We start from the raw sequence: 19,065 nt of genomic DNA, 5'->3' as shown, positions 1-19,065 counted from the left end.
GAGCATAAAAAAGACTGACGCAGCAGGGATACCACGTCAGCCTTTGTTGTTGTGGAGACTTTTTACGAATTAGAATTCATCTTCCGAGATGCTCGGCTTGAGGAATGCCGGCATGCCGTACTGATTTTCTTCCGCAGAAGCCATCGGTTCTTCCATCTGCTTTGCCACAGCCGGAGCCGACATCGTGCGGAGCGGATTTGCATTTACCTTCGGCATCACCATCGTCGGAACGTCTTCTTCGACGACCTGACGGCGGACATTGAATTCCGGGTTGAGGAAGGAATCTGCAAACATCGGAGCGGTCTGGCGCGGACGTTCTTCAGCGATTAGAGCTTCGACCGGGCGAATCACGCGGGTGCGCTGCGTCGGCGAAGCTTCAAACTGCATTGTCTGCTGGAGCGGAGCGCTTTCGACAGACTTTGCAGCCGGGGCCTGTGCAATCGGAGCTTCTGCGACCGGAGCCTGTGCGACTGGCGCCGGAGCAGCCGGAGCGGATTCTTCCACAGGCATCTGAGCCGCCTTTGCCCAGTCGATGGTCGGACGTTCAATCGACTGTTCCACGTGCGGAGCGCTTGCCTTCGGAGCGGTAGCCTTTGCTGCCGGAGCTTCGAACGGAGCGTCTTCTTCGTTGTTCTTTTCAAAACCGGTTGCAATCACGGTAATGCTTACGCGGTCACCGAGTTCCGGAATCGTCACGTCACCAGCGACGATGTTCGGAACGTTTTCTTCACCGATCTGTTCGTAAAGGAATTCCAAGGCTTCGTTGTATTCGAACATGGAGAAGTTTTCACCATGAGCGACATTGATGAGAGCGCCCGATGCACCGCAGACCTTGACGTTGTCGAGGAGCGGGCAAGCGATAGCTTCCTGAGCAGCCTTCAAAGTACGACCTTCGCCCGAAGCGACACCCGTACCCATGAGAGCGGAACCGCCGTTCTGCATAATCGTGCGAGCATCGTTAAAGTCGACGTTGATCGTACCGTGGATAAACATAATATCGCAAATGCTGCGGACAGCATTGCCAAGAACTTCGTCCACCTTGAGGAATGCGTCCTTCATCGGGGTGTTCTTTTCGATCACTTCCATGATACGCTGGTTGTTGATCACGATGATCGAATCCACAGCCTGACGCAAAGCGGCAAGACCCTTTTCCGCATTACGACGACGGATCGGACCTTCCCACTTGAACGGCATCGTCACCACAGCGACAGTCAAAATACCGAGCTTATGAGCGATTTCCGCAACAACAGGAGCTGCGCCCGTACCGGTACCACCACCCATACCAGCAGAGATGAATACCATGTCCGCGCCTTCGAGCTTGTGTTCCACCGTTTCCTTGTCTTCCATCAAAGCCTGACGACCGACTTCCGGCTTTGCGCCAGCGCCGAGCTTCTTGGTAGTCTTTTGGCCAATGGCGATCTTTTCATCGGCAAGATTGTTGTCAAGAGCAAGAGCATCTGTGTTGATGGCGATAAATTCGGCATCCTTGATGTTCATGCTGACCATACGGTTCACGGCGTTTCCGCCGGCTCCACCGACACCCACGATCTTAATCTTCGCCTTGTGATCTGCGTTGCTCGCGATGATATGCTTGGCTTCGTAATCAGCCATGTTGTCGAGTTGTTCGTTCATAGTGTTCTCCCTGGTTTGTGTTTTAAACTTTTTGTCTTCCACAAGTTTTAATTCTTAGATGTAATTTTTCAGCGCACTCCAGACGCGGCTGAGTTTGCTGCTGACGGAGTCGACCACCTTGGTCGTTCTCGTTTCGCGACGTTCCTTTGGCTGGTCATTCAGAGCTGCGTAGTACAAAAGTCCGACGCCCGTCGAATGCGTGGGCAAACGAACCATGTCGCTGATACCAGCGTCCGGCTTTTGCGGCGCGCCCAAACGTACCGGTGTATTGTCAAAGACCTTTTCGGCGAGTTCCTGCGTGCCTTCGAGCTGCGAAGTTCCGCCCGTGATGACAATGCCTGCACCCAGATTGCCTTTGAAGCCCTTCTGTTCCAGGTCGTCGTGGACCTTTTTCAGGATTTCTTCCATACGGCAATAGATGATGTATGCCAAATGCTTTCTTTCACAGTTCTTTCCCGGGCGTCCACCGATACCCGGAACAAGAACGGTCATATCTTCCAAGAGGTTAGAGCGACGGCAAGTGCCGTGTTCCTTCTTGATTTCTTCTGCACGGTCAATCGGAGTGGTGAGGCCGAATGCGATATCGCTAGTGATGGCATTGCCAGCGATGTCAAACGAAACGGTATAGGCCACTTTATCGTCCTTGAAGACAGCCACATCGGTAGAGGTTGCTCCGATGTCAATGATTGCCACGCCCAGTTCCTTTTCTTCATTTTCCAAAACACAGCAAGCGTCTGCAAGCGGTTCAAGGACCAAGCACTTAACCGTAAGACCCGCGCCTTCGACTGCCTTCTGAATATTGCGGACAATGCCCTTCTGAGCGAGCACCAGCTGAACTTCCACGCTCAAGCTATTGCCTTCCATACCCTGCGGATTCTTGATGCCTTCACGTTCATCAAGAATGTAATCACCCGGCAAAACGTGGATAATGTCCATGTCTACAGGTCTCTGAACGAGCTGGCTCGCCTGTTCCACTACGCGTTTCATCACGTCCTTCGTCACGACTCCACCGTATTCGCGGAGAGGGATTGTCGCCTGACTTGCAACAGAACGAATGTTGCTGCCCGCAATACCGACGTAAACTTCCTTTACATCCACACCGCTCAACTTTTCAGCGTCGTCCACAGCTTTCGTCAAAGCGGTGATCGTCGCCTCCAATTCATTTGCGTCACCTTTCTTCAGCTGATTGATACCCAAGCCGCGAATGCAGACCTTGTTGTTATCATCCAGCTCTCCGATAAAGACGCCGATTTTGGAACTACCGATATCGAGACCGACGATGATTCGGTTCGGATCGATGCCAGCCATATTTTGTTCATCAGTTGCCATCATTTGCCCTCTTGTACAGACGGATAAGCGTAAGCGAAACCTTCAAAACGCAAATCCAAAGACTTAACCAAACTCATTTTCTGCGACAGTCCATCCACCAACAAACGGTAATGGGCAAAGGATTTTTCTGTCGCATTTTCCAGCGGGAACAAGACTTTGAATCGCACGTTCGTGAAGTAAACTTCAATCGCGCGATCCTTTTCGTTCACCCGCACCTGCGAAACCTCCGAATACAAAGATTCGTCTGCAACACGCATCTTCTGAAGGAAAGCGGCAAGTTGCTTGATTTCGCGGTTCCTTCCGATTGTCGCTACAGGAAGTTCAAGTCCTGCGGATCCGGCTATCGGAAGCACCATTCCACGTTCCGAATAGGCTTTCCAAATGCCCTTATCGAGCGTCGCCATAATCGGAGAGGTTTCCTTTACCTCAATCGTTACCTTCCAGAACAGTCCCACGTCAATCGTCACATCCTGCAAAAGCGGGAGCGAAAGCAAGCGGGCACGAACACTGTCTGCCTGGATCGAAGACATCGGCATGCCCGTTTCAAGACCTGCCGTTTGCAAGATTTCTTCCCAGGTGAGCATCCTGTTTCCGGTGATATCGATCGTTTTCAGCTTGCGAAGTTCTGCCGGATTGAACTTGCGAATCCAAAACCAACCCTGCCACACGGCGACTGCGAGCACAGCGATAACGAGAAAGATCTTCCAACCTTTCTTCGCAAGCCAATTTCCGATCTTCGCGAGATTCTGCTTGCGCTTCTCACGATGAGCGTTCATTCGCTTGATTTCGTTGTAACCGACTCGAGCCATCTTACTTCTTCAAGGCCTCCAAGAACGGACGTTCTGCCTTCCAAACGTCACCGGCGCCCATAAAGAGCACAAGGTCTCCCGGCTTCGCATCTTTCTTCAACACTTCCAAAGCTTCTTCCTTCGTACCGACAAAGCGGGCGTTCTGGTGACCGCGTGCGACTGCGGTATCCGAAATCAGCTTGCCCGAAATTCCGGGAATCGGCTGTTCGCGCGCCTTGTAAATTTCAAGGACCAAGAGTTCATCGCAGTTGGCGAACACTTCGGCAAAAGCTTCATACTGGTCACGGGTACGCGTGTACAGATGCGGCTGGAATACCACAATCACACGTTTTTCCGGGAACGTATCGCGGGCACCCTGCAACGTGGCAGCGGTTTCCGTCGGATGGTGAGCGTAATCGTCATAGACCATCACGCCGTTCTCTTCGCCGACCAGTTCAAAGCGACGCTTGACGCCCGTAAACTGGCCAAGAGCCTTGCGCACGACATCCAGCGGAATATGTTCTTCATTCGAAAGGGCAATCGTCGAAGTTGCATTCAAAACGTTATGCTTGCCCGGAATGCGGAGCGAAAATTCGCCAATCGATTCGTTATTCTTAAAGACTTCAAAGTACGAGATTCCGTTTTCGGAACGCACATTGTCGGCACGGTACATCGCCTGGCGGCTAAAGCCGTAAGTGACCACCGGCTTTGTAAAACGCGTCAGTACCGACTGGATATTCGGATTGTCGATGCAGACCACCACCTGACCGTAGAAAGGAACCTTGTTCGCAAAAGCGACAAAAGCATCCTTGATGGCATCGAGAGTGCCGTAGGTATCCAAGTGTTCACGGTCTATATTCGTGATGATGGCAGAAGACGGCATCATTGAAAGGAAGCTGCGGTCAAATTCATCGCTTTCCGCAATCAGGTAACGTCCACGGCCCACCTTGGCACCGCTACCCTTGCCCTTTACCACGCCACCCACGATCACCGTCGGGTCTTCACCGGCGGCTTCCCAAATGGCACCGAGCATCGAAGTCGTCGTCGTCTTACCATGAGTTCCGCTCACAGCCAGCGTGTACTTCAAACGCATCAGTTCACCGAGCATTTCTGCACGACGGATCACCGGAATGCGACGCGCCTTCGCTTCCACAATTTCCGGATTGTCCATCTTCACAGCAGAAGAGTAAACGAGAAGGTCGGCGTTTTCCACGTTCTTCGCATCATGCGTGGGGAAAATTTCAAGACCGAGATCCTTCAAATACTGGATCGCCGGACCGTCACCGGTATCACTACCCGTCACCACAAAACCGTTTTCATGGAGCACTTCGGCAATACCCGACATACCGGCGCCGCCGATGCCCACAAAATGCAGTCTCTTCACTCGATTGCTCGGAATCAAATTCATCTTAGCACTCCGCATCCAAAATGGTTTTTGCGATCTGGTCTGCTGCATCGGGCATACCGATGGACTTTGCGGCCTGAGCCATCTTGTTCAATTTTTCTTCGTTCGAAAGCAGGGTTTGAACCTTGTTCCAAAGGTCATTCGGATCGCTGTCAAGTTCCACAAGAGCGGCACCCGCCTTTTCCACCACGCGTGCGTTGAATTCCTGATGGTTTGCCGTCGCAAACGGGAACGGGAAAAGAATCGAAGGCTTACCGAAGGCGAGGATTTCGGCCAAGGTCGAAGCGCCTGCACGGCTCACGATCAAGTCGGCGTGACCTATGTAAGCGTAAATGTTATCGAGGAAGGCGGTCAGCGTTACGTTTTCCGGAATGTGCGAAACGCGTTCCCGGATGTTCTCGACGTTCTTTGCGCCGGCCTGCCAAACCACAGAAATATCCGTTCTGCCGGCGATCGCAGAGAGCGATTCTTCCATTTTGACGTTAATCCCGCGGGCTCCCTGAGAGCCTCCCACAATCAGAACGGACTTGGTCCCTTCACGGAATTCTTTCGGACGCGGAAGAGTTTCTATCTTCGGAAGTTCACGGACTGGGTTACCGAAGACCTGAGTTTCGGTATTCGGGAAGAACTTTTGAGCTTCTGCCGATGTCACAAAAATTTTCTTGGCATAACGGGAACCGACCTTGTTTGCAACGCCTGCTACCGCATTCTGTTCCTGGATGTAAACCGGAATGCCCATGCGGCCAGCCGCCATCACAACCGGGAGAGAAACGTAGCCGCCCGTCGCCACAACAACATCCGGCTTGCGCTTTTTAATGACATCCTTTGCGCTCTGCACAGCCTTAAAAAGCTTGTACGGCAACGAAAGATTCTGCATAAAGGATCCACGGTGCAGCGGAACCGCCGAAATCTCGTCGAATTCAAAGCGAGGCTTCACCAGGCGGGATTCCATAGAATCCTTACGACCCGCGAACGAGATTTGTTCCACGCCAAACTTCTTCAAACTTTCAGCAATTGCAACCGCCGGGAAAACATGTCCACCGGTACCACCGCAAGCAAACAAAAACGTTTTCTGTTTCATCATAACCTCATCCCTGTTCGTGGAACACAGGTTCAACAATATTCATCCCTGTGCCTGGTCGAGAAATGTTTAACAAAATTCCAATCGACGCCATCGAAACGACCAAGTTCGTACCGCCATAACTGATAAACGGCATCGGCTGACCTGTCGTCGGCATCAGTCCCGTGCAAACAAACACATGGAAAATCACGTTAAATGCAAGCGAAGACGTCAAGCAAACCGCAAAGTATTTCGCAAAGCGCGAATTCGCATTCCGGGCAATCATAAAACCGCGATAGACAATAAAGCCAAACAAAACAAGTACAATCATCGTTCCAAAAAATCCGAGTTCTTCACCCATCAAGCTGTACGCCACATCCTTATAAGATTCCGGCAAAAAGCCCAGCTTCTGCGTACCCTTACCGATGCCCGTTCCAAGCCATCCGCCATGACCGAGACTGATCAACGCATTGTACAGCTGATAGCCTCCCTCCTTAATATGTTCTTCCGGATGAAGCCATGCCTGAAGACGTTTTAAACGGTACGGAGCCGCAAGACCAATCGCTAGTGCACCTAAACCAATCGGTACAAACGAGAGTAGCAAATAGCGAACCTTGACTCCCGCCGTAAAGAAAAGCACATAAGTCGTTGCGCCGACAAGCAAAGCCATCGAGAAGTTCGGTTGCAAAAGAATCAATCCGCACACAATGCCAAGAGTCACCAGCGGCTGAATATACCCTCGCTTAAAATCCTTGATTTCATCGCCCAATTCCGTCAAGCGACGAGACATATAGGCAAACATCGCGATTTTCATCAGTTCCGAAGGCTGAAGCGACATACCGCCAATCGAAAGCCAGCGTGCAGCGCCTTTCGTCACCGCGCCCGTCACCACGACAGCAACCAGCGCTACCAAGCAAACCAAGAACATTGCATGGCTAAGCTTGTGGAAGATCTTATGATCCAACACAGTCAAAAATGCGAGGACTACAAAACCGAACAGAATCACGCGCAAATGCTTCAGGACATAGAAATAAGACGGACGGCCCAATTCCATCGCATGGAAATTACTTCCCGTATAAATGACAAACAGACCCATCGCAAGCAGAACAACGACTGCCAGCAACAGTAGCTTATCAAATGCCAAGATGGAATTCAAACGACTATTCATCTCAATCAAAATCCTTACTTGTTAGCCATAGCCGGTTCCAAGCGAAGAAGCTTATCCACGACCTGTTCCAACTTCATCCCACGCGAAGCCTTCACAAGCAGAACATCGCCAAAATGGACATTTTCCGAAAGGAATTCCATCGCTTCGTCCACGGTGTCAAAATGCAGCGCATTCTTTTTATCCATGCCGGCTGCAATTGCACCCTTCTGTATGTTCAGGCTCAGTTTACCGACAGCAACAAGCATATCGAAATTCATCTGCGGAACAAGTTCACCGATTTCACGGTGTAGATCTTCTGCCGAAGAACCGAGTTCGAGCATATCGCCGAGAATCGCCACTTTACGGGTCGCATTTTCAATTGAGCCAATCGTCTGCAAAGCCATACGCATCGAAGACGGATTTGCGTTGTAGCAGTCCGAAACGACTTTGATGCCGACACCTTTGCGGATTTCCATGCGCATACTCGCGGCACGGAACTTTTCCAAAGCTTTTGCAACCGCCTTTTTCGACATACGCAAAGATGTAGCGACAGCGATTGTTGCCAAGGCGTTATAGACATTATGAATGCCCGGAACGCTCAAATGGAATTCCGTGCGGCCAATCTTAAAGCTTGCACAAGCGTTGGAATCCCACTTCAGATTTTCCGGCCTGATCACGCCACGCTTAATACCGAAAGTCAGCACACGATACCTGGTATTCGTGCGGAGCTTGGCGAGACGCGGATCGTCTGCGTTCACCACAAGCAAGCCACCCTTGCGAAGGCCATCGGCAATCGTCACCTTTTCCTTAAAGACGTGATCGAGATCTTGGAGCCGCTCCAAGTGGCTTGCTCCGACGTTCGTGATCACAGCGATATCCGGTTCCACAGCCATCGAAAGCGGATGGATTTCACCAGGAGCGTTCGTACCCATTTCCACCACAGCGACTTCATCGGAATGCTTCAAGTGGAAAAGCGTTCTCGGCACACCGATCTGATTGTTCAAATTTCCTTCGGTAGCCATGGTCTTGAACTGAGTCGAAAGCACGGCCTTCAGCATTTCTTTCGTGGTCGTCTTGCCATTCGAGCCCGTCACAGCGACTTTCTTCACCTTGAAAAGGCGTTGATAGCCTCTGGCGAGCTTCAACAAAGCTTGATTGGAATCATCCACTGGGACATAAACGTCTGCCAAAGATTCCTCTGCACGACCTGCGTCCATCACACTCATCAAAGCTCCTTTCTTCATCACTTCAGGAATAAAACTATGCGCATCAAAGCGCGCGCCTTTCAACGGCCAAAACACCACTCCCGGCCCCGCTTCACGGCTATCCAGGCAAAGTTTCACCTTGCGTTTTGCAGCCCGGGCGGTAAGTCCAACCGGATTGCTTTCCAAGATGTCGCAAAGTTCTGCGACTGTTAAATCCAAGTTATGCATTACTTCATCTCCCGAAGGATGACTTCATGATCGTCGAAATGATGCTTCGTCTTTCCGATGATCTGGTAATTTTCATGACCCTTTCCGGCGACGACGAGAAAATCTCCCGCCTGCATCGCCTGGCAAGCTTCACGGATTGCTTCTTCACGCGAAACGATCACCTTGAAATGTTCCGAATGCATACCGCTCACAATATCCGCGATGATGTCTTCCGGGTTTTCCGTACGCGGATTATCCGAAGTGACCCAAGCAAAGTCTGCGCCCTGTTCGGCAATCGCACCCATAATATGACGCTTGTTGCGGTCGCGATCGCCACCGCAGCCAAATACCACGGAGAGCTTTCCCTTGCAAAGGGAACGTGCCACACGCAACACGCGTTCCAAAGCGTCCGGCGTATGCGCGTAATCGACGATTACACGGCGAGAACCATCGTTAAAAGTCATTTCGAAGCGTCCCGGAACCTTCACCGTTGCCAAAGCCTTGCGAATAGATTCTTCTGAAATTCCAATGGACTTGGCCCAGCTCATCACAAGCAAAACGTTATCCGCATTAAATTCGCCCACAAGACGCGTTTCAATCGGTGTCTTCGAAATCGCCGGAACATCGAGCACAAGGCCATCTTCCAAGCTCTGAATGGAATTCGGAACCACATTTGCCCCGTCCAAGCCAAGGCGCGAAACGGAAACCTTGTTCGCCACGGCGATTTCATCCATTAGACGTTGGCCGTATGCGTCATCCACATTGATCACGGCAACGCCGTCCGCAGCGAGATACCGCGTGAACAAAAGCTTCTTTGCTTGGAAATAATTTTCCATCGTCTTGTGATAATCCAAATGATCTTCCGTCAAATTCGAGAAGAGAGCGCTCTTGTATGCGATTCCCTGCACACGTCCCTGATAAAGGGAATGCGAAGAAGCTTCCATCACAAAATCCGTGCAGCCCGCTTCCACCGCTTCTGCGGCAAAAGCGTAAAGTTCCAAAATACCCGGTGTCGTCAAATTCGAAGCGATTACCTTGTCGCCTATCTTTTTGCAAATCGTGCCGACGAGAGCCGTTTTGCGACCATCGCTAGAAAGCATCGATTCCATGAGGAAGGCACTGGTCGTTTTGCCGTTCGTTCCGGTAATCGCATGAACGCGCATCTTCGAGAACGGATCGTGGTAAAAAAACTTAGCGACAGAAGCGCGTTCTTCCTTGACGCTCGGCACAAGAATCCACTTGCTTGCGAGATCCTTCGGCGCTTCCGTTTCACCGACAACAGCTACTGCGCCCTTTGAAAGAGCGGTACGGGCAAATTCTTCCGCCTGTTCACCAGGCATTGCAAAGAACAAATCGCCCGGAGCCACCTTGCGAGAATCATCGCAAAGTCCCTGAATGCCCAAATTCTTCAAAACGGTTTCAGACAACATAATGCTTAACCTTTCTCGGAAAGAACGAGTTTGAACTTTTCGCCACGCTTGAGCGTTGCGTTCGGAGCCGGGAATTGCTTCTTGACTCGGCCCACACCTTCATATTCTATAGAGCCGGGCAATTCACCGATCTGATCCAGCGCATCGCGCAAGGTCAGACCCTTCAAATCCGGCATCTTCTGAGCGTTCGGAGTTCCCATACGGAGCTTTCGACCGTTCGTTTCAAAATCATATTCCGTCGCCACGACCGTGGAGCCTTCGCCTTCGAACGAAACTTCACAGTGACGATCATTGGCAAGAATCTTTGCGTCGGCACGGGAAAGTCCCACAAATTCCGCATCGCACTTTTTCGATGCAGACGTAAGGGTCAAATTATACGGCACCGGAGACGTCGACGGCAGATAGTAAATGCCTTCCATGATATTCCGAAAGATCGGTCCTGCGGTCAAGCCGCCCACCGTACGCGTTTTCGGATCATCCACAAGAACCATGCAAACGTAACGCGGATTGTCTGCTGGAGCAAGGCCGATGAAAGAAGCCACCTGCTTCGTTTTATCGTAACGCTTCAGTTTCTGGTTGTACTTTTCTGCCGTACCCGTCTTTCCGCCAAAGACAATGCCCGGGAGCTTTTCCGAATTCACCTGTTTTGCCGTACCGACTTCCACCACTTCGCGAAGCATGGAACGAATACGTGCTGCGGTCTTTTCCGAAACGACGCGGCGCACTTCTTCCGGTTCCTTCTTTTCCAAAACTTCCCCATCCGCCGAACGCCATTCGCGAACGATTGTCGGTTGCATCAGCTTGCCGCCATTTGCAATTGCACAAAAAGCCATCACCATCTGCAGCGGAGTCACCAGAAGTTCATGGCCAAAACCCATCGTCTTTAACGTACGGCCGCTCCATTCATGCGTAGGCTTCAAATATCCGCTTTCTTCACCCGGAAGTTCCACCGAAGTCTTCGAACCAAATCCAAAAGAACGCACGTAGCGATAAAAACGCTTTTCTCCGACGAGATCTGCAATCTTTGCAAACACAATGTTGGAAGACATCGCCATGGCTGCCGTCATGTCCATGTCCCCGTGATCCTTCGTATCGCTGATAACGTCTTTGTTTTCCAAAACCCAGCGACCCTTTTCGCCGCTGAACACGGTTTTCGGATCCACGGCCTTCGTTTCAATCGCTGTCGCAGCCGTCACAAGCTTAAAGGTGGAACCCGGTTCGTAAGCGAGAGAAACAATATCATTGCGCTTCGCCCGCGTTGCGGCACTCACCGGTGCATTCGGGTCGAAAGTCGGATAGCTCGCCATCGCGAGGATTTCACCCGTGTACGGATCCATCACCACGGCGCTTCCGCTTTCGGCAAGGTAGGTTTTCACGCCATCCTTCAAAGCCTTTTCCACCACTTCCTGCATATTGCGATCAATCGTCAAAACCAGATCGTCGCCCGGAATCGGTTCGCGGCCTTCCATTTTACGCCCTGCCTGAATCTGACGCGCCACATTCAAAACGCGGGTCTGCCAGCCGTCCGTTCCACGGAAGCGTTCATCGAACTGCACTTCCAAACCGTAAATGCCCTGACCATCCTTACCGACCTGCCCCACGAGCTGAGACGCCAAAACGCCCTGCGGATAAATACGCTTTGTTTCGAGCTTTCCTTCTTTATCCTTTTCCTGGATACTCTGAGCGAGCACCTGACCGTTACGATCAAGAATCCGTCCACGCGGAGCCTTGCGAATCACACGGTCACGCGCCTTCAAGTTCGCAATTTCGCTGTACTTTTCCCCTTCAACAATCTGAATCTGGAACGTGCGGGCGCAAAGCACCACCCACAAAGCGCCAAACACGACAAAAAGCCAAGAAATACGATCCAAATGCATTTCTACTTACTCCCCGTCTGTTTGACTTTATGAGGCACCTGGGCATAACCCATTCCCATCTGTTCCGCGATCTGCGTAATTCGATCGAGAGAAGAAAGCTCTCTATTTTCCAATTCCCGAAGCACAACTTCACCACGGAGCGCCGAAACTTCGCGAACGAGTCTCGCCTTCTTCACCGCAAGACCGTCAAAACGGTACTGCAAAGCCAGATAACAGCACAGCAATGTCGCAAGGACAATCACCATCAAGAAGCTCCACAAAACCTTATGCGCCGTCAAAACCCGAATCATACTCTTTCGTACACCCTCAGTTTTGCAGAACGCGCACGCGGATTGCGAGCGATTTCTTCCGCAGTCGGAAGCCCCGGCTTGCGAAGGACCTTTTTCAACTTTTGATGATGGCCGCCACACATGCAGACCGGAGACTGCGGCGGGCAAAGGCAAGTTCTTTCAAATTCACTGCAGACAAGCTTCACCGTGCGATCTTCCACCGAGTGGTAAGAGATCACCACCAGACGACCGCCCTTCTTCAATGCTTCCACGGCAGAACGCATGCTTACACGGATCTGTTCCATTTCACCGTTCACTTCCATGCGAATTGCCTGGAAGATTCTCGCGAGAATACTGTTCAAATCGCGCATGCGATCCGGATAAGTCTTTTCCGTAGCCGCACGTAAATGCACCGGAAGGATCGGAGTCTTCAAATCCGAAATCACACTCTGGATATTGGCACTTAATTTGTACGCACGATCAAGATCTGCATTTTCCTTAAAGGCGCGGGCCATGTCATCTAGAGAATTTGTACGCAACCATTCCTGGGCGCTGAAGTCCGAGCGGGAGTCCATGCGCAGGTCCACCGAGTTCGAGCCTTGGAACGTAAAGCCTCTAGCGTCATCATCGACCTGATGGCTGCTAATACCCAGGTCATACAGAACGCCGTCCAGCGATGCCGGTCCGACCTCGTGTCCCAGTTCAGCGAACGGAACCGGGTGGAATGTCACTTGATCCTTAAAGCCTTCGAGGCGCTTGGTTGCATAAGCGATTGCTTCCGGGTCGCGGTCAAAAGAGTGCAAACGGCCTTCCGGCGCAAGGCGTTTCAAAATGCCTTCGGAATGCCCACCGCCACCGAGGGTGCAGTCTGCATACGTCCCCTTCGGATCGAGGATCAACGCCTGCATGCATTCATCAAAAAGGACTGGGGAATGATATTCAGCGATTTTCATCTACATCCCCCGAAGGTTCGTCATCAAAGAACCCTGCATCAAACTCATTAAAGTCTTCTTCGGTATTGAAGCCAAACTTCGCGTTGTAGATGGAAGGATTCCAGAGTTCAGCCGACTTTCCAGAGCGCGCTACATAAAGAACTTCGCCATCCAATTTGGCGTATGCAATATCATTCTTCGAGAGCAAAATACGGTTCTGGCCGTCCAAGGACACGTAATGCGAATTTGCCTTGAACATGCGGTTGAAACGAACATTCTTCGAGGTTTGCGGTCGACTTTCAATCTTCGCAATGAACTTGCGATATTCCTCTAACGTAAAGAGGATGAGCGAATCGCGGCTACCATAGGCCAAAATGAGCGACGAGCTCTCTTCTTCAGAGAGCAAACGACGAAACTCCCTAGGAAAGGCTGATCTTCCCTTTTCGTCAATCGCCGTCTTGGCGTTTCCTATGAAAGCGTTTAATTCCATTTAAAAGTGACCCACTTTATTCCACAACAATACAAATATAGCCACTTTCTCCCACCATTTCAAAAAATCACCCCAAGATTCCCAAGATTTTTTGACAGAAAATTTTAAGTTCTGCGAAATTTGCGTTTTCTTGTGCAGTGCACATTTTAAATGGGTAAAAAAATCCCCAGCCAGGGTTTCCATGGCCAGGGATTTTTTCAAAAGTTCTAGCGAACTCTTAGTTTTTCGGTTGGTGCATTTTCTACCAGCTGACTGAAAATAGGGCATTCTGCACCTCCTCCGCATATCGGATGCGGATTTGCAGAATTTACAATGGCATCGCATGGACTTTCGAAAACTCGCACCTGCTACACAGTTTTTTCCGTATGATATTCTATTTTTCGCTTAAAACGAAGAGGTCTCCATGGAAATCATCGGCATGCTGTATCTCGAGAATTTTAAACGTCTCGCTTCGCAGCTAAAGTCAGAAAAGCTCAAGATCAAGAAGTACAACATAAACGGATTCAAGCAGTACTTCTTCCAGTTCAAACGCATGCAGATCGATTTTGAATTCGTGATGAAGCCGTACAAAACCTTCAGCGACATCGGTGCGTTGATTATTCGCACCAAAGACGGCAAGTCGCTCAAAGGTTTTACCCAAAACGATGCCGAAGATTTGATCCGCTATGTCTCCTCGACTTTCGATTCCAAGGCAACGCTCACCTTCACCGACGTGAACGGCGACGAGCACGCATACGTTTACGAAAAGGGCAAACGTCTTCCGCTGACCACGCGCCTTTTTGACGTGGAACGCGAATCTGAAAAGGAATATCTCGAAGCATTTTCCAAGGCGGCCTTCGACTGCTACGAGGCTCTCTAAGGTTCATGCTGAACGAAATTTGCTACCGCGAAGCCTTCAAGGCTTTGGACTGGGGAACGGAAACCGCTTACGCCATCGGTCACAAAGCGCCAGACACCGACACGGTCACCGCCGCCATCGCCTACGCCGACCTGATGCAAAAGATCGGCTATTCCGTCGAAGCGCGCATCGCAGGCAAAGCGAACAACGAAACGAAATACGCCGCTGCGCTCTTTGGCTTTCCGCTTCCCCCGATTTTAGAAGACGCTCGTGGCAAAACACTCATCCTAGTGGACCACAGCGAAACCTGCCAAGCGGTAGCCGGAGCCAAAGAGGCTCGCATTCTGCAAATCATCGACCATCACGGCCTCGGCGATGTCATGGAATCCAAACGGATTTTCGCCAAGATTTTTCCCGTCGGGTCAACCTGCACCATCATCTTCACCTGCTACCAGGAATTCGGAGTTGAAGTCACAAAGAAAATCGCTCAGATTCTACTCGCAGGCATCGTCTCCGACACCCAGAATTTAAAGAAGAAAACGACAACGGAAATGGACCGTGTCGTTTGCAAAATTCTCGCTGAACGGTTAAACATTTCCAGTGAAAACCTGGAAATGATTTATGCCGAAATGAAAAAGGCGGCGAAAAATTTCGACGGTATGACCGACGAAGAAATTTTCAATTCCGACGCCAAGGATTACGTCATAAACGGTCATAAGTTCCGCTTGGGAAGCTTGAGTTTCGACGACAAAAAAACCATTGAATCATTTCTCCACCGCATGCTCGGTGTGATGCCAAAAATTTTAAAAGATTCCGCAAACGAAATGATTTTCTGCAACGTCAGCTGCCACAAGCACAGTTACATCCTGTACTTTACCGAAAAGGCAGAGCGCATCGCGGAATCGATTTACGGAAACTCCGAGAGCGCAGGAATCATCTACGTCGATCATCGTTTGAATCGCAAAGTCGACATCGTTCCTGCGATCACGCAAGCCTTACTTTCTTAAGCCAAAACGCACCGGGCGATAGCCCTGCACCATCAGCACGTACACGCCAGCATCCAGAGTATTCAAGTTCACCGTTTCGCCCGCAGAAATATTCCCCGTCGGCATCACTGCACGACCGCGCAAATCATATACGCGGAACTTGAGATTTTGACCGCGCAATACGGTAAAGCTCTGATTCATTTTTCCCATCTGTACCGCATTTTGTGCAGTCGCGAAAATCGGTTTCGTTTCAATCGATTCCGTCGCCTGGGTCAAGCTGTAAAGGAAGTTAAAGACTCGGTTCTGGACGCTCTCCGTGTAAGGCGCTTCATCGTAGAATTCGTGAGCGACGCCTTCCACAAAATACGTTTCATGTTCAATTTCTTTTTTCGTCAAAAGGGAGTCGATCACATAGCTGCCGTAGAGCGTCGGAGTTTGCAAATCGAGCGTATAAGATGCAGCGAGAGCTCCCATTTCCGATGGGATAATGTTCTTGAGAACTCCCGGCAAATTGCTGAGCGGGCGTCCTGTTTTGAAAAGAACAGTTTCGTCTGCCGTACCGTGAATCAGCAGAACCGGACGTTCGTTGTCACCGACCATTTCCAAGTTGTGAATAGCGCCCCACAAGGCAGCCACACCATTTGCCTTAGAATCATAGCCCTGTTCGCCGTAAAGGTCCAAGGCACCGAGCAAAGGTTCCGAATCCATGTAATCCGGAAAATCCTCTTCCGTCGTCGAATAGATATTTTCAAGCGAAAGAATTGCACCGGCGCTGTTACCGACTAGATAAATGCGGTTCGGGTTAATGCCCAAATCTTCTGCATTCGCACGCAAATAGCGCACGGCGGCGCGTACATCCTGAACGCCACGGTAAACCGCTCTTGCAAAATGTGTACTATCGATATGCAACTGGGCATCACGACTGGTGAGAGTCACGCCCAAACGATAATCCATCGAAGCTGCGACATAACCACGAGCCGCCAAGGAATCACAATAGTTCACTGTGTGCTGTGCAAAGTCACCCTTGGAACCCGCCACCATAGCTCCGCCATGTACCACGAGCACAGCTGCTCGATCCGTTTTCGAATCCTTTTCCGGCATGTAGATATCCATCTTCATATCGGTCGGAGTCGTCGTTTTTTCATCGGAATAAAAGTATGCGACCGTCGCATCCTGATTCGTCATTTTATAGGCGAACAGAGCCTGTGTAATGAAGTGATGCGAACTTAAAGCGGGAACATCGGATGCGTAAACGACATCCCTTTTTACATCCACCGTAAACTGTCGATCTTGATAGCGTTCACCCGCAAAAGCGTTAGCGGTCAAACCAACGGACAATCCTGCCGCTAAGGCGGTTACGCACAGTCGATTCATGATTCCTCCATATTTCTTCGTTTGATTTAGACTTCCGAAAAAATATAGTTTTCCTTTTATTTTCTTGAAGTTCTCGCGCTCTACTTTGTTTAACATCGCATCTACAATTCCTCTACATTCTCAAATCGCCCTTTGAATATCATGAAAGGACTTATCAACTCGCTTTCAGTCCCCATTTGCGTTTCTTCAATTTGTTGCAAGGCTCTTTTCGCAGCTTCTTTTTCAGCGGTTTAGGACGTGCAAACCATGCTTCGTCCATTTCTTTATAAAATGCTTCGCTGAATATTCGTTATACAGCGACATCGACGAGGACGAATCGAAGGACGTTTACAGGGATTTCGCAATGCCGCCGGAAGAAGATCCCGACAATTAGAATCATTACAATGAATTGTTTTACACAAACAAATCATCTAGCACCACTTCACTGTTTACGACACTTGATGCGCTTCCGTTCAATATGCCGAATGTTGTGACGAAAGTGTTCACGATTCCCTTGCGTGTAGCCGTTGCGTTCTGAAATTCCGCCATTCGCATCCGAATTTTGTCTGCGTATTTTTTTGAGATAGGGTATGGAGCCGTGCTGAACTTTATTTCGCAAAGGTTTATAATCCGATCGGAACGCTCTATAATCAGGTCGATTTGTGCCGACTCGTTTTGAAAACAGCTTACACTGGTAAGTATTCCCGATATTCCGAGCTTTGCTTTAATTTGTTCTGTATGCAATAGGCATAGCGTTTCAAATGTGAGCCCGTACCATGCGTTGATTGCCGGACTATTCAGGCTGTGAATCCAAAAGAGGGGATCGCCCGATCGGTTTTCTTCCACAAACTTGAAATAGAAAATACTGAAAAGATCGGTCAGCCTATAAACGATGCCTTTTTTCTTTTTGCCAAACGAGGCGATACCTTGTATAAAATCGGAACGCTCCAGGTTCAAGAGAACTTTCGTGAGGAAGCCTCCCTGCATTTTTGTTGACTTGAGGATTTCGTCGCGGGTGAGACCTTTTGGCTTTGTTGCCAACAGGCGAACTACATTTAAGTAGCGGTCGGCAGAAGTAAACAGGGCGTTGTAGAGTTCGTCAAATTCATTTGCAAGTTGCCCGCCCTTGTTGAAGAACATTGCGTCGATATTTTGGGATAGGCTTTTTTTGAAGTTGAGAAGACTATAATAGTAGGGCACTCCTCCAAATACCATGTAGGCTTGGGCAATCTGGTAGCGGTCCCATCCGCCGCCGCTGCTTGTGCAAAATTCTTCGACTTCTCGCAGATTGAAAGGGCGCAAGTAAATCTTGGTAGTAATCCTGTTGTAAAGGCCACCTTGGTTTTCAAACAGATTCTTCGCCATCCACGAGGTGGAAGAACCGCTGGCGATAAAGAAAATGTCGTCACGAAGCGCCGCCCAACCGTTCCAAAACGATTCCAGCGCCTTTACGAATTTTGAGTTTGGCGCGTCAATCCAGGGCATTTCGTCGATAAAGACGATTTTCTTTTTGGATTTGCTCGCTTCGAGTATTTGTTGCAAGTTGTTGAACGCCTCGAACCAGTCGCCGAGTTTTGGCAAAAAGGCGGAACGTCCATATTTCTTAAGGGCTTCAGCAAATATTACCAATTCTATATAAAAAATCAAGATTTGGTAACGTGTTTTGCAATTTTCGTTACCAAAAGTGGTAAAAATATTGAGATTTGGTAACGGCTTTTACGAGTTTCGTTACCAAAAATAGCTGAAATTTTCCAAAAAAGCAAAATGTTTGGCCAATACAGGCGTTGCGGCATGAATTGGATAATTAAGGACTGGAATACCTATTGAAATTTGCGAAAAAAAAAGCAATCACGTAAAAAAAAGAAGGAAAAAATAATTTTTTTGTGCAATGTTGCTTTTTTTATATTTAAAATGTATGAAGATTTTGGATAACGCGCAATCTATTTATAGAGGCTCTGAATACGGGCTTACAGAAGCGTTACCCCCCCCCATGTAAATTCTAGTTTACAAAAAGGACTGAGTAGTCGCCGCGACGTAATGCGTCGTGGTGTTTCGGCGTTGTGCGCGACTTGGAGGTCAAATGCTATTTGATGTCCACGTTCATATGGGTCAGTATT

The 19,065-nt window shown here is 49.8% G+C and carries 17 protein-coding genes; 2 read left to right on the top strand and 15 right to left on the bottom strand.

What is annotated here, in order from left to right; translation table 11 throughout:
* Positions 1 to 69: 69 nt before the first annotated feature.
* The 13 genes from ftsZ to MR847_RS04660 are packed head-to-tail and all read right to left on the bottom strand — an operon-like array spanning position 70 to position 14,038.
* A complete protein-coding gene (gene ftsZ / locus MR847_RS04720; protein WP_277001918.1) occupies positions 70 to 1,632 on the bottom strand; it encodes a cell division protein FtsZ in 1,563 nt (520 codons plus the stop codon).
* A 54-nt stretch (positions 1,633 to 1,686) separates the two neighbouring features.
* Entirely contained in the window at positions 1,687 to 2,964 is a 1,278-nt protein-coding gene (gene ftsA / locus MR847_RS04715; protein WP_106519179.1) for a cell division protein FtsA, read from the bottom strand.
* A complete protein-coding gene (locus tag MR847_RS04710; protein WP_100425960.1) occupies positions 2,961 to 3,770 on the bottom strand; it encodes a cell division protein FtsQ/DivIB in 810 nt (269 codons plus the stop codon). Before MR847_RS04710 ends, ftsA begins: the two co-directional genes overlap by 4 nt.
* A gap of 1 nt (position 3,771) precedes the next feature.
* Entirely contained in the window at positions 3,772 to 5,157 is a 1,386-nt protein-coding gene (gene murC, locus MR847_RS04705) for a UDP-N-acetylmuramate--L-alanine ligase (protein WP_287723085.1), read from the bottom strand.
* Between the two features lies 1 nt (position 5,158).
* Complete coding sequence (gene murG, locus MR847_RS04700; protein WP_287723084.1) at positions 5,159 to 6,238, bottom strand: undecaprenyldiphospho-muramoylpentapeptide beta-N-acetylglucosaminyltransferase; 1,080 nt, start codon at positions 6,236 to 6,238, stop codon at positions 5,159 to 5,161.
* A gap of 4 nt (positions 6,239 to 6,242) precedes the next feature.
* Positions 6,243 to 7,358 (bottom strand): putative lipid II flippase FtsW, encoded by a 1,116-nt coding sequence (gene ftsW / locus MR847_RS04695; protein WP_287723083.1) that lies wholly within the window; start codon positions 7,356 to 7,358, stop codon positions 6,243 to 6,245.
* A 38-nt stretch (positions 7,359 to 7,396) separates the two neighbouring features.
* Positions 7,397 to 8,794, bottom strand: a complete 1,398-nt coding sequence (locus MR847_RS04690) for a UDP-N-acetylmuramoyl-tripeptide--D-alanyl-D-alanine ligase (protein ID WP_287723082.1) — start codon at positions 8,792 to 8,794, stop codon at positions 7,397 to 7,399.
* Entirely contained in the window at positions 8,794 to 10,203 is a 1,410-nt protein-coding gene (locus tag MR847_RS04685; protein ID WP_106519182.1) for a UDP-N-acetylmuramoyl-L-alanyl-D-glutamate--2,6-diaminopimelate ligase, read from the bottom strand. The genes MR847_RS04690 and MR847_RS04685 overlap by 1 nt, the downstream gene beginning before the upstream one ends.
* A 5-nt stretch (positions 10,204 to 10,208) precedes the next feature.
* Entirely contained in the window at positions 10,209 to 12,080 is a 1,872-nt protein-coding gene (locus MR847_RS04680; protein WP_277001931.1) for a PASTA domain-containing penicillin-binding protein, read from the bottom strand.
* Between the two features lie 2 nt (positions 12,081 to 12,082).
* The gene (locus MR847_RS04675; protein WP_287723081.1) at positions 12,083 to 12,370 is read right to left on the bottom strand and encodes a cell division protein FtsL; all 288 of its coding nucleotides are present in this window, start codon (positions 12,368 to 12,370) and stop codon (positions 12,083 to 12,085) included.
* Positions 12,367 to 13,302: a 16S rRNA (cytosine(1402)-N(4))-methyltransferase RsmH gene (rsmH, locus tag MR847_RS04670; protein ID WP_287723080.1), complete on the bottom strand. Its 936-nt coding sequence runs from the start codon at positions 13,300 to 13,302 to the stop codon at positions 12,367 to 12,369. The genes MR847_RS04675 and rsmH overlap by 4 nt, the downstream gene beginning before the upstream one ends.
* Positions 13,289 to 13,771 carry a division/cell wall cluster transcriptional repressor MraZ gene (locus tag MR847_RS04665; protein WP_287723079.1) on the bottom strand — a complete coding sequence of 161 codons (483 nt, stop codon included), beginning with the start codon at positions 13,769 to 13,771 and terminating at the stop codon, positions 13,289 to 13,291. The genes rsmH and MR847_RS04665 overlap by 14 nt, the downstream gene beginning before the upstream one ends.
* Complete coding sequence (locus tag MR847_RS04660; protein ID WP_157797986.1) at positions 13,772 to 14,038, bottom strand: hypothetical protein; 267 nt, start codon at positions 14,036 to 14,038, stop codon at positions 13,772 to 13,774.
* A 136-nt stretch (positions 14,039 to 14,174) separates the two neighbouring features.
* Between MR847_RS04660 and MR847_RS04655 the strand changes: the two genes are divergently transcribed.
* Together MR847_RS04655 and MR847_RS04650 are read left to right on the top strand one after the other, a co-directional pair.
* The gene (locus MR847_RS04655; RefSeq protein ID WP_106519187.1) at positions 14,175 to 14,630 is read left to right on the top strand and encodes a hypothetical protein; all 456 of its coding nucleotides are present in this window, start codon (positions 14,175 to 14,177) and stop codon (positions 14,628 to 14,630) included.
* A gap of 5 nt (positions 14,631 to 14,635) precedes the next feature.
* On the top strand, positions 14,636 to 15,616 hold the full coding sequence (locus MR847_RS04650) for a DHH family phosphoesterase (protein ID WP_287723078.1): 981 nt from the start codon (positions 14,636 to 14,638) through the stop codon (positions 15,614 to 15,616).
* Here the strand turns inward: MR847_RS04650 and MR847_RS04645 are convergent.
* Complete coding sequence (locus MR847_RS04645) at positions 15,605 to 16,969, bottom strand: carboxylesterase family protein (protein ID WP_287723077.1); 1,365 nt, start codon at positions 16,967 to 16,969, stop codon at positions 15,605 to 15,607. The genes MR847_RS04650 and MR847_RS04645 overlap by 12 nt on opposite strands.
* Positions 16,970 to 17,362: 393 nt before the next feature.
* Entirely contained in the window at positions 17,363 to 18,595 is a 1,233-nt protein-coding gene (locus tag MR847_RS04640) for an AAA family ATPase (RefSeq protein WP_287723076.1), read from the bottom strand.
* Positions 18,596 to 19,065: the final 470 nt, after the last annotated feature.

Source organism: Hallerella sp. (assembly GCF_022776125.1).
Classification (GTDB): domain Bacteria; phylum Fibrobacterota; class Fibrobacteria; order Fibrobacterales; family Fibrobacteraceae; genus Hallerella; species Hallerella succinigenes.
The sequence above is the reverse complement of the archived record's forward strand: the minus strand, read 5'-3'. Positions and strand labels throughout refer to the sequence as shown.

Excerpts from the sequence above, each read along its gene's own strand:
- murC (WP_287723085.1), bottom strand. The coding sequence starts at position 5,157 with ATGAATTTGATTCCGAGCAATCGAGTGAAGAGACTGCATTTTGTGGGC.
- rsmH (WP_287723080.1), bottom strand. The coding sequence starts at position 13,302 with ATGAAAATCGCTGAATATCATTCCCCAGTCCTTTTTGATGAATGCATG.
- MR847_RS04680 (WP_277001931.1), bottom strand. The coding sequence starts at position 12,080 with ATGCATTTGGATCGTATTTCTTGGCTTTTTGTCGTGTTTGGCGCTTTG.
- MR847_RS04710 (WP_100425960.1), bottom strand. The coding sequence starts at position 3,770 with ATGGCTCGAGTCGGTTACAACGAAATCAAGCGAATGAACGCTCATCGT.
- MR847_RS04675 (WP_287723081.1), bottom strand. The coding sequence starts at position 12,370 with ATGATTCGGGTTTTGACGGCGCATAAGGTTTTGTGGAGCTTCTTGATG.
- ftsZ (WP_277001918.1), bottom strand. The coding sequence starts at position 1,632 with ATGAACGAACAACTCGACAACATGGCTGATTACGAAGCCAAGCATATC.
- MR847_RS04645 (WP_287723077.1), bottom strand. The coding sequence starts at position 16,969 with ATGAATCGACTGTGCGTAACCGCCTTAGCGGCAGGATTGTCCGTTGGT.
- MR847_RS04655 (WP_106519187.1), top strand. The coding sequence starts at position 14,175 with ATGGAAATCATCGGCATGCTGTATCTCGAGAATTTTAAACGTCTCGCT.
- MR847_RS04650 (WP_287723078.1), top strand. The coding sequence starts at position 14,636 with ATGCTGAACGAAATTTGCTACCGCGAAGCCTTCAAGGCTTTGGACTGG.
- MR847_RS04685 (WP_106519182.1), bottom strand. The coding sequence starts at position 10,203 with ATGTTGTCTGAAACCGTTTTGAAGAATTTGGGCATTCAGGGACTTTGC.
- MR847_RS04690 (WP_287723082.1), bottom strand. The coding sequence starts at position 8,794 with ATGCATAACTTGGATTTAACAGTCGCAGAACTTTGCGACATCTTGGAA.
- ftsA (WP_106519179.1), bottom strand. The coding sequence starts at position 2,964 with ATGATGGCAACTGATGAACAAAATATGGCTGGCATCGATCCGAACCGA.
- MR847_RS04665 (WP_287723079.1), bottom strand. The coding sequence starts at position 13,771 with ATGGAATTAAACGCTTTCATAGGAAACGCCAAGACGGCGATTGACGAA.
- MR847_RS04660 (WP_157797986.1), bottom strand. The coding sequence starts at position 14,038 with ATGCCCTATTTTCAGTCAGCTGGTAGAAAATGCACCAACCGAAAAACT.
- murG (WP_287723084.1), bottom strand. The coding sequence starts at position 6,238 with ATGATGAAACAGAAAACGTTTTTGTTTGCTTGCGGTGGTACCGGTGGA.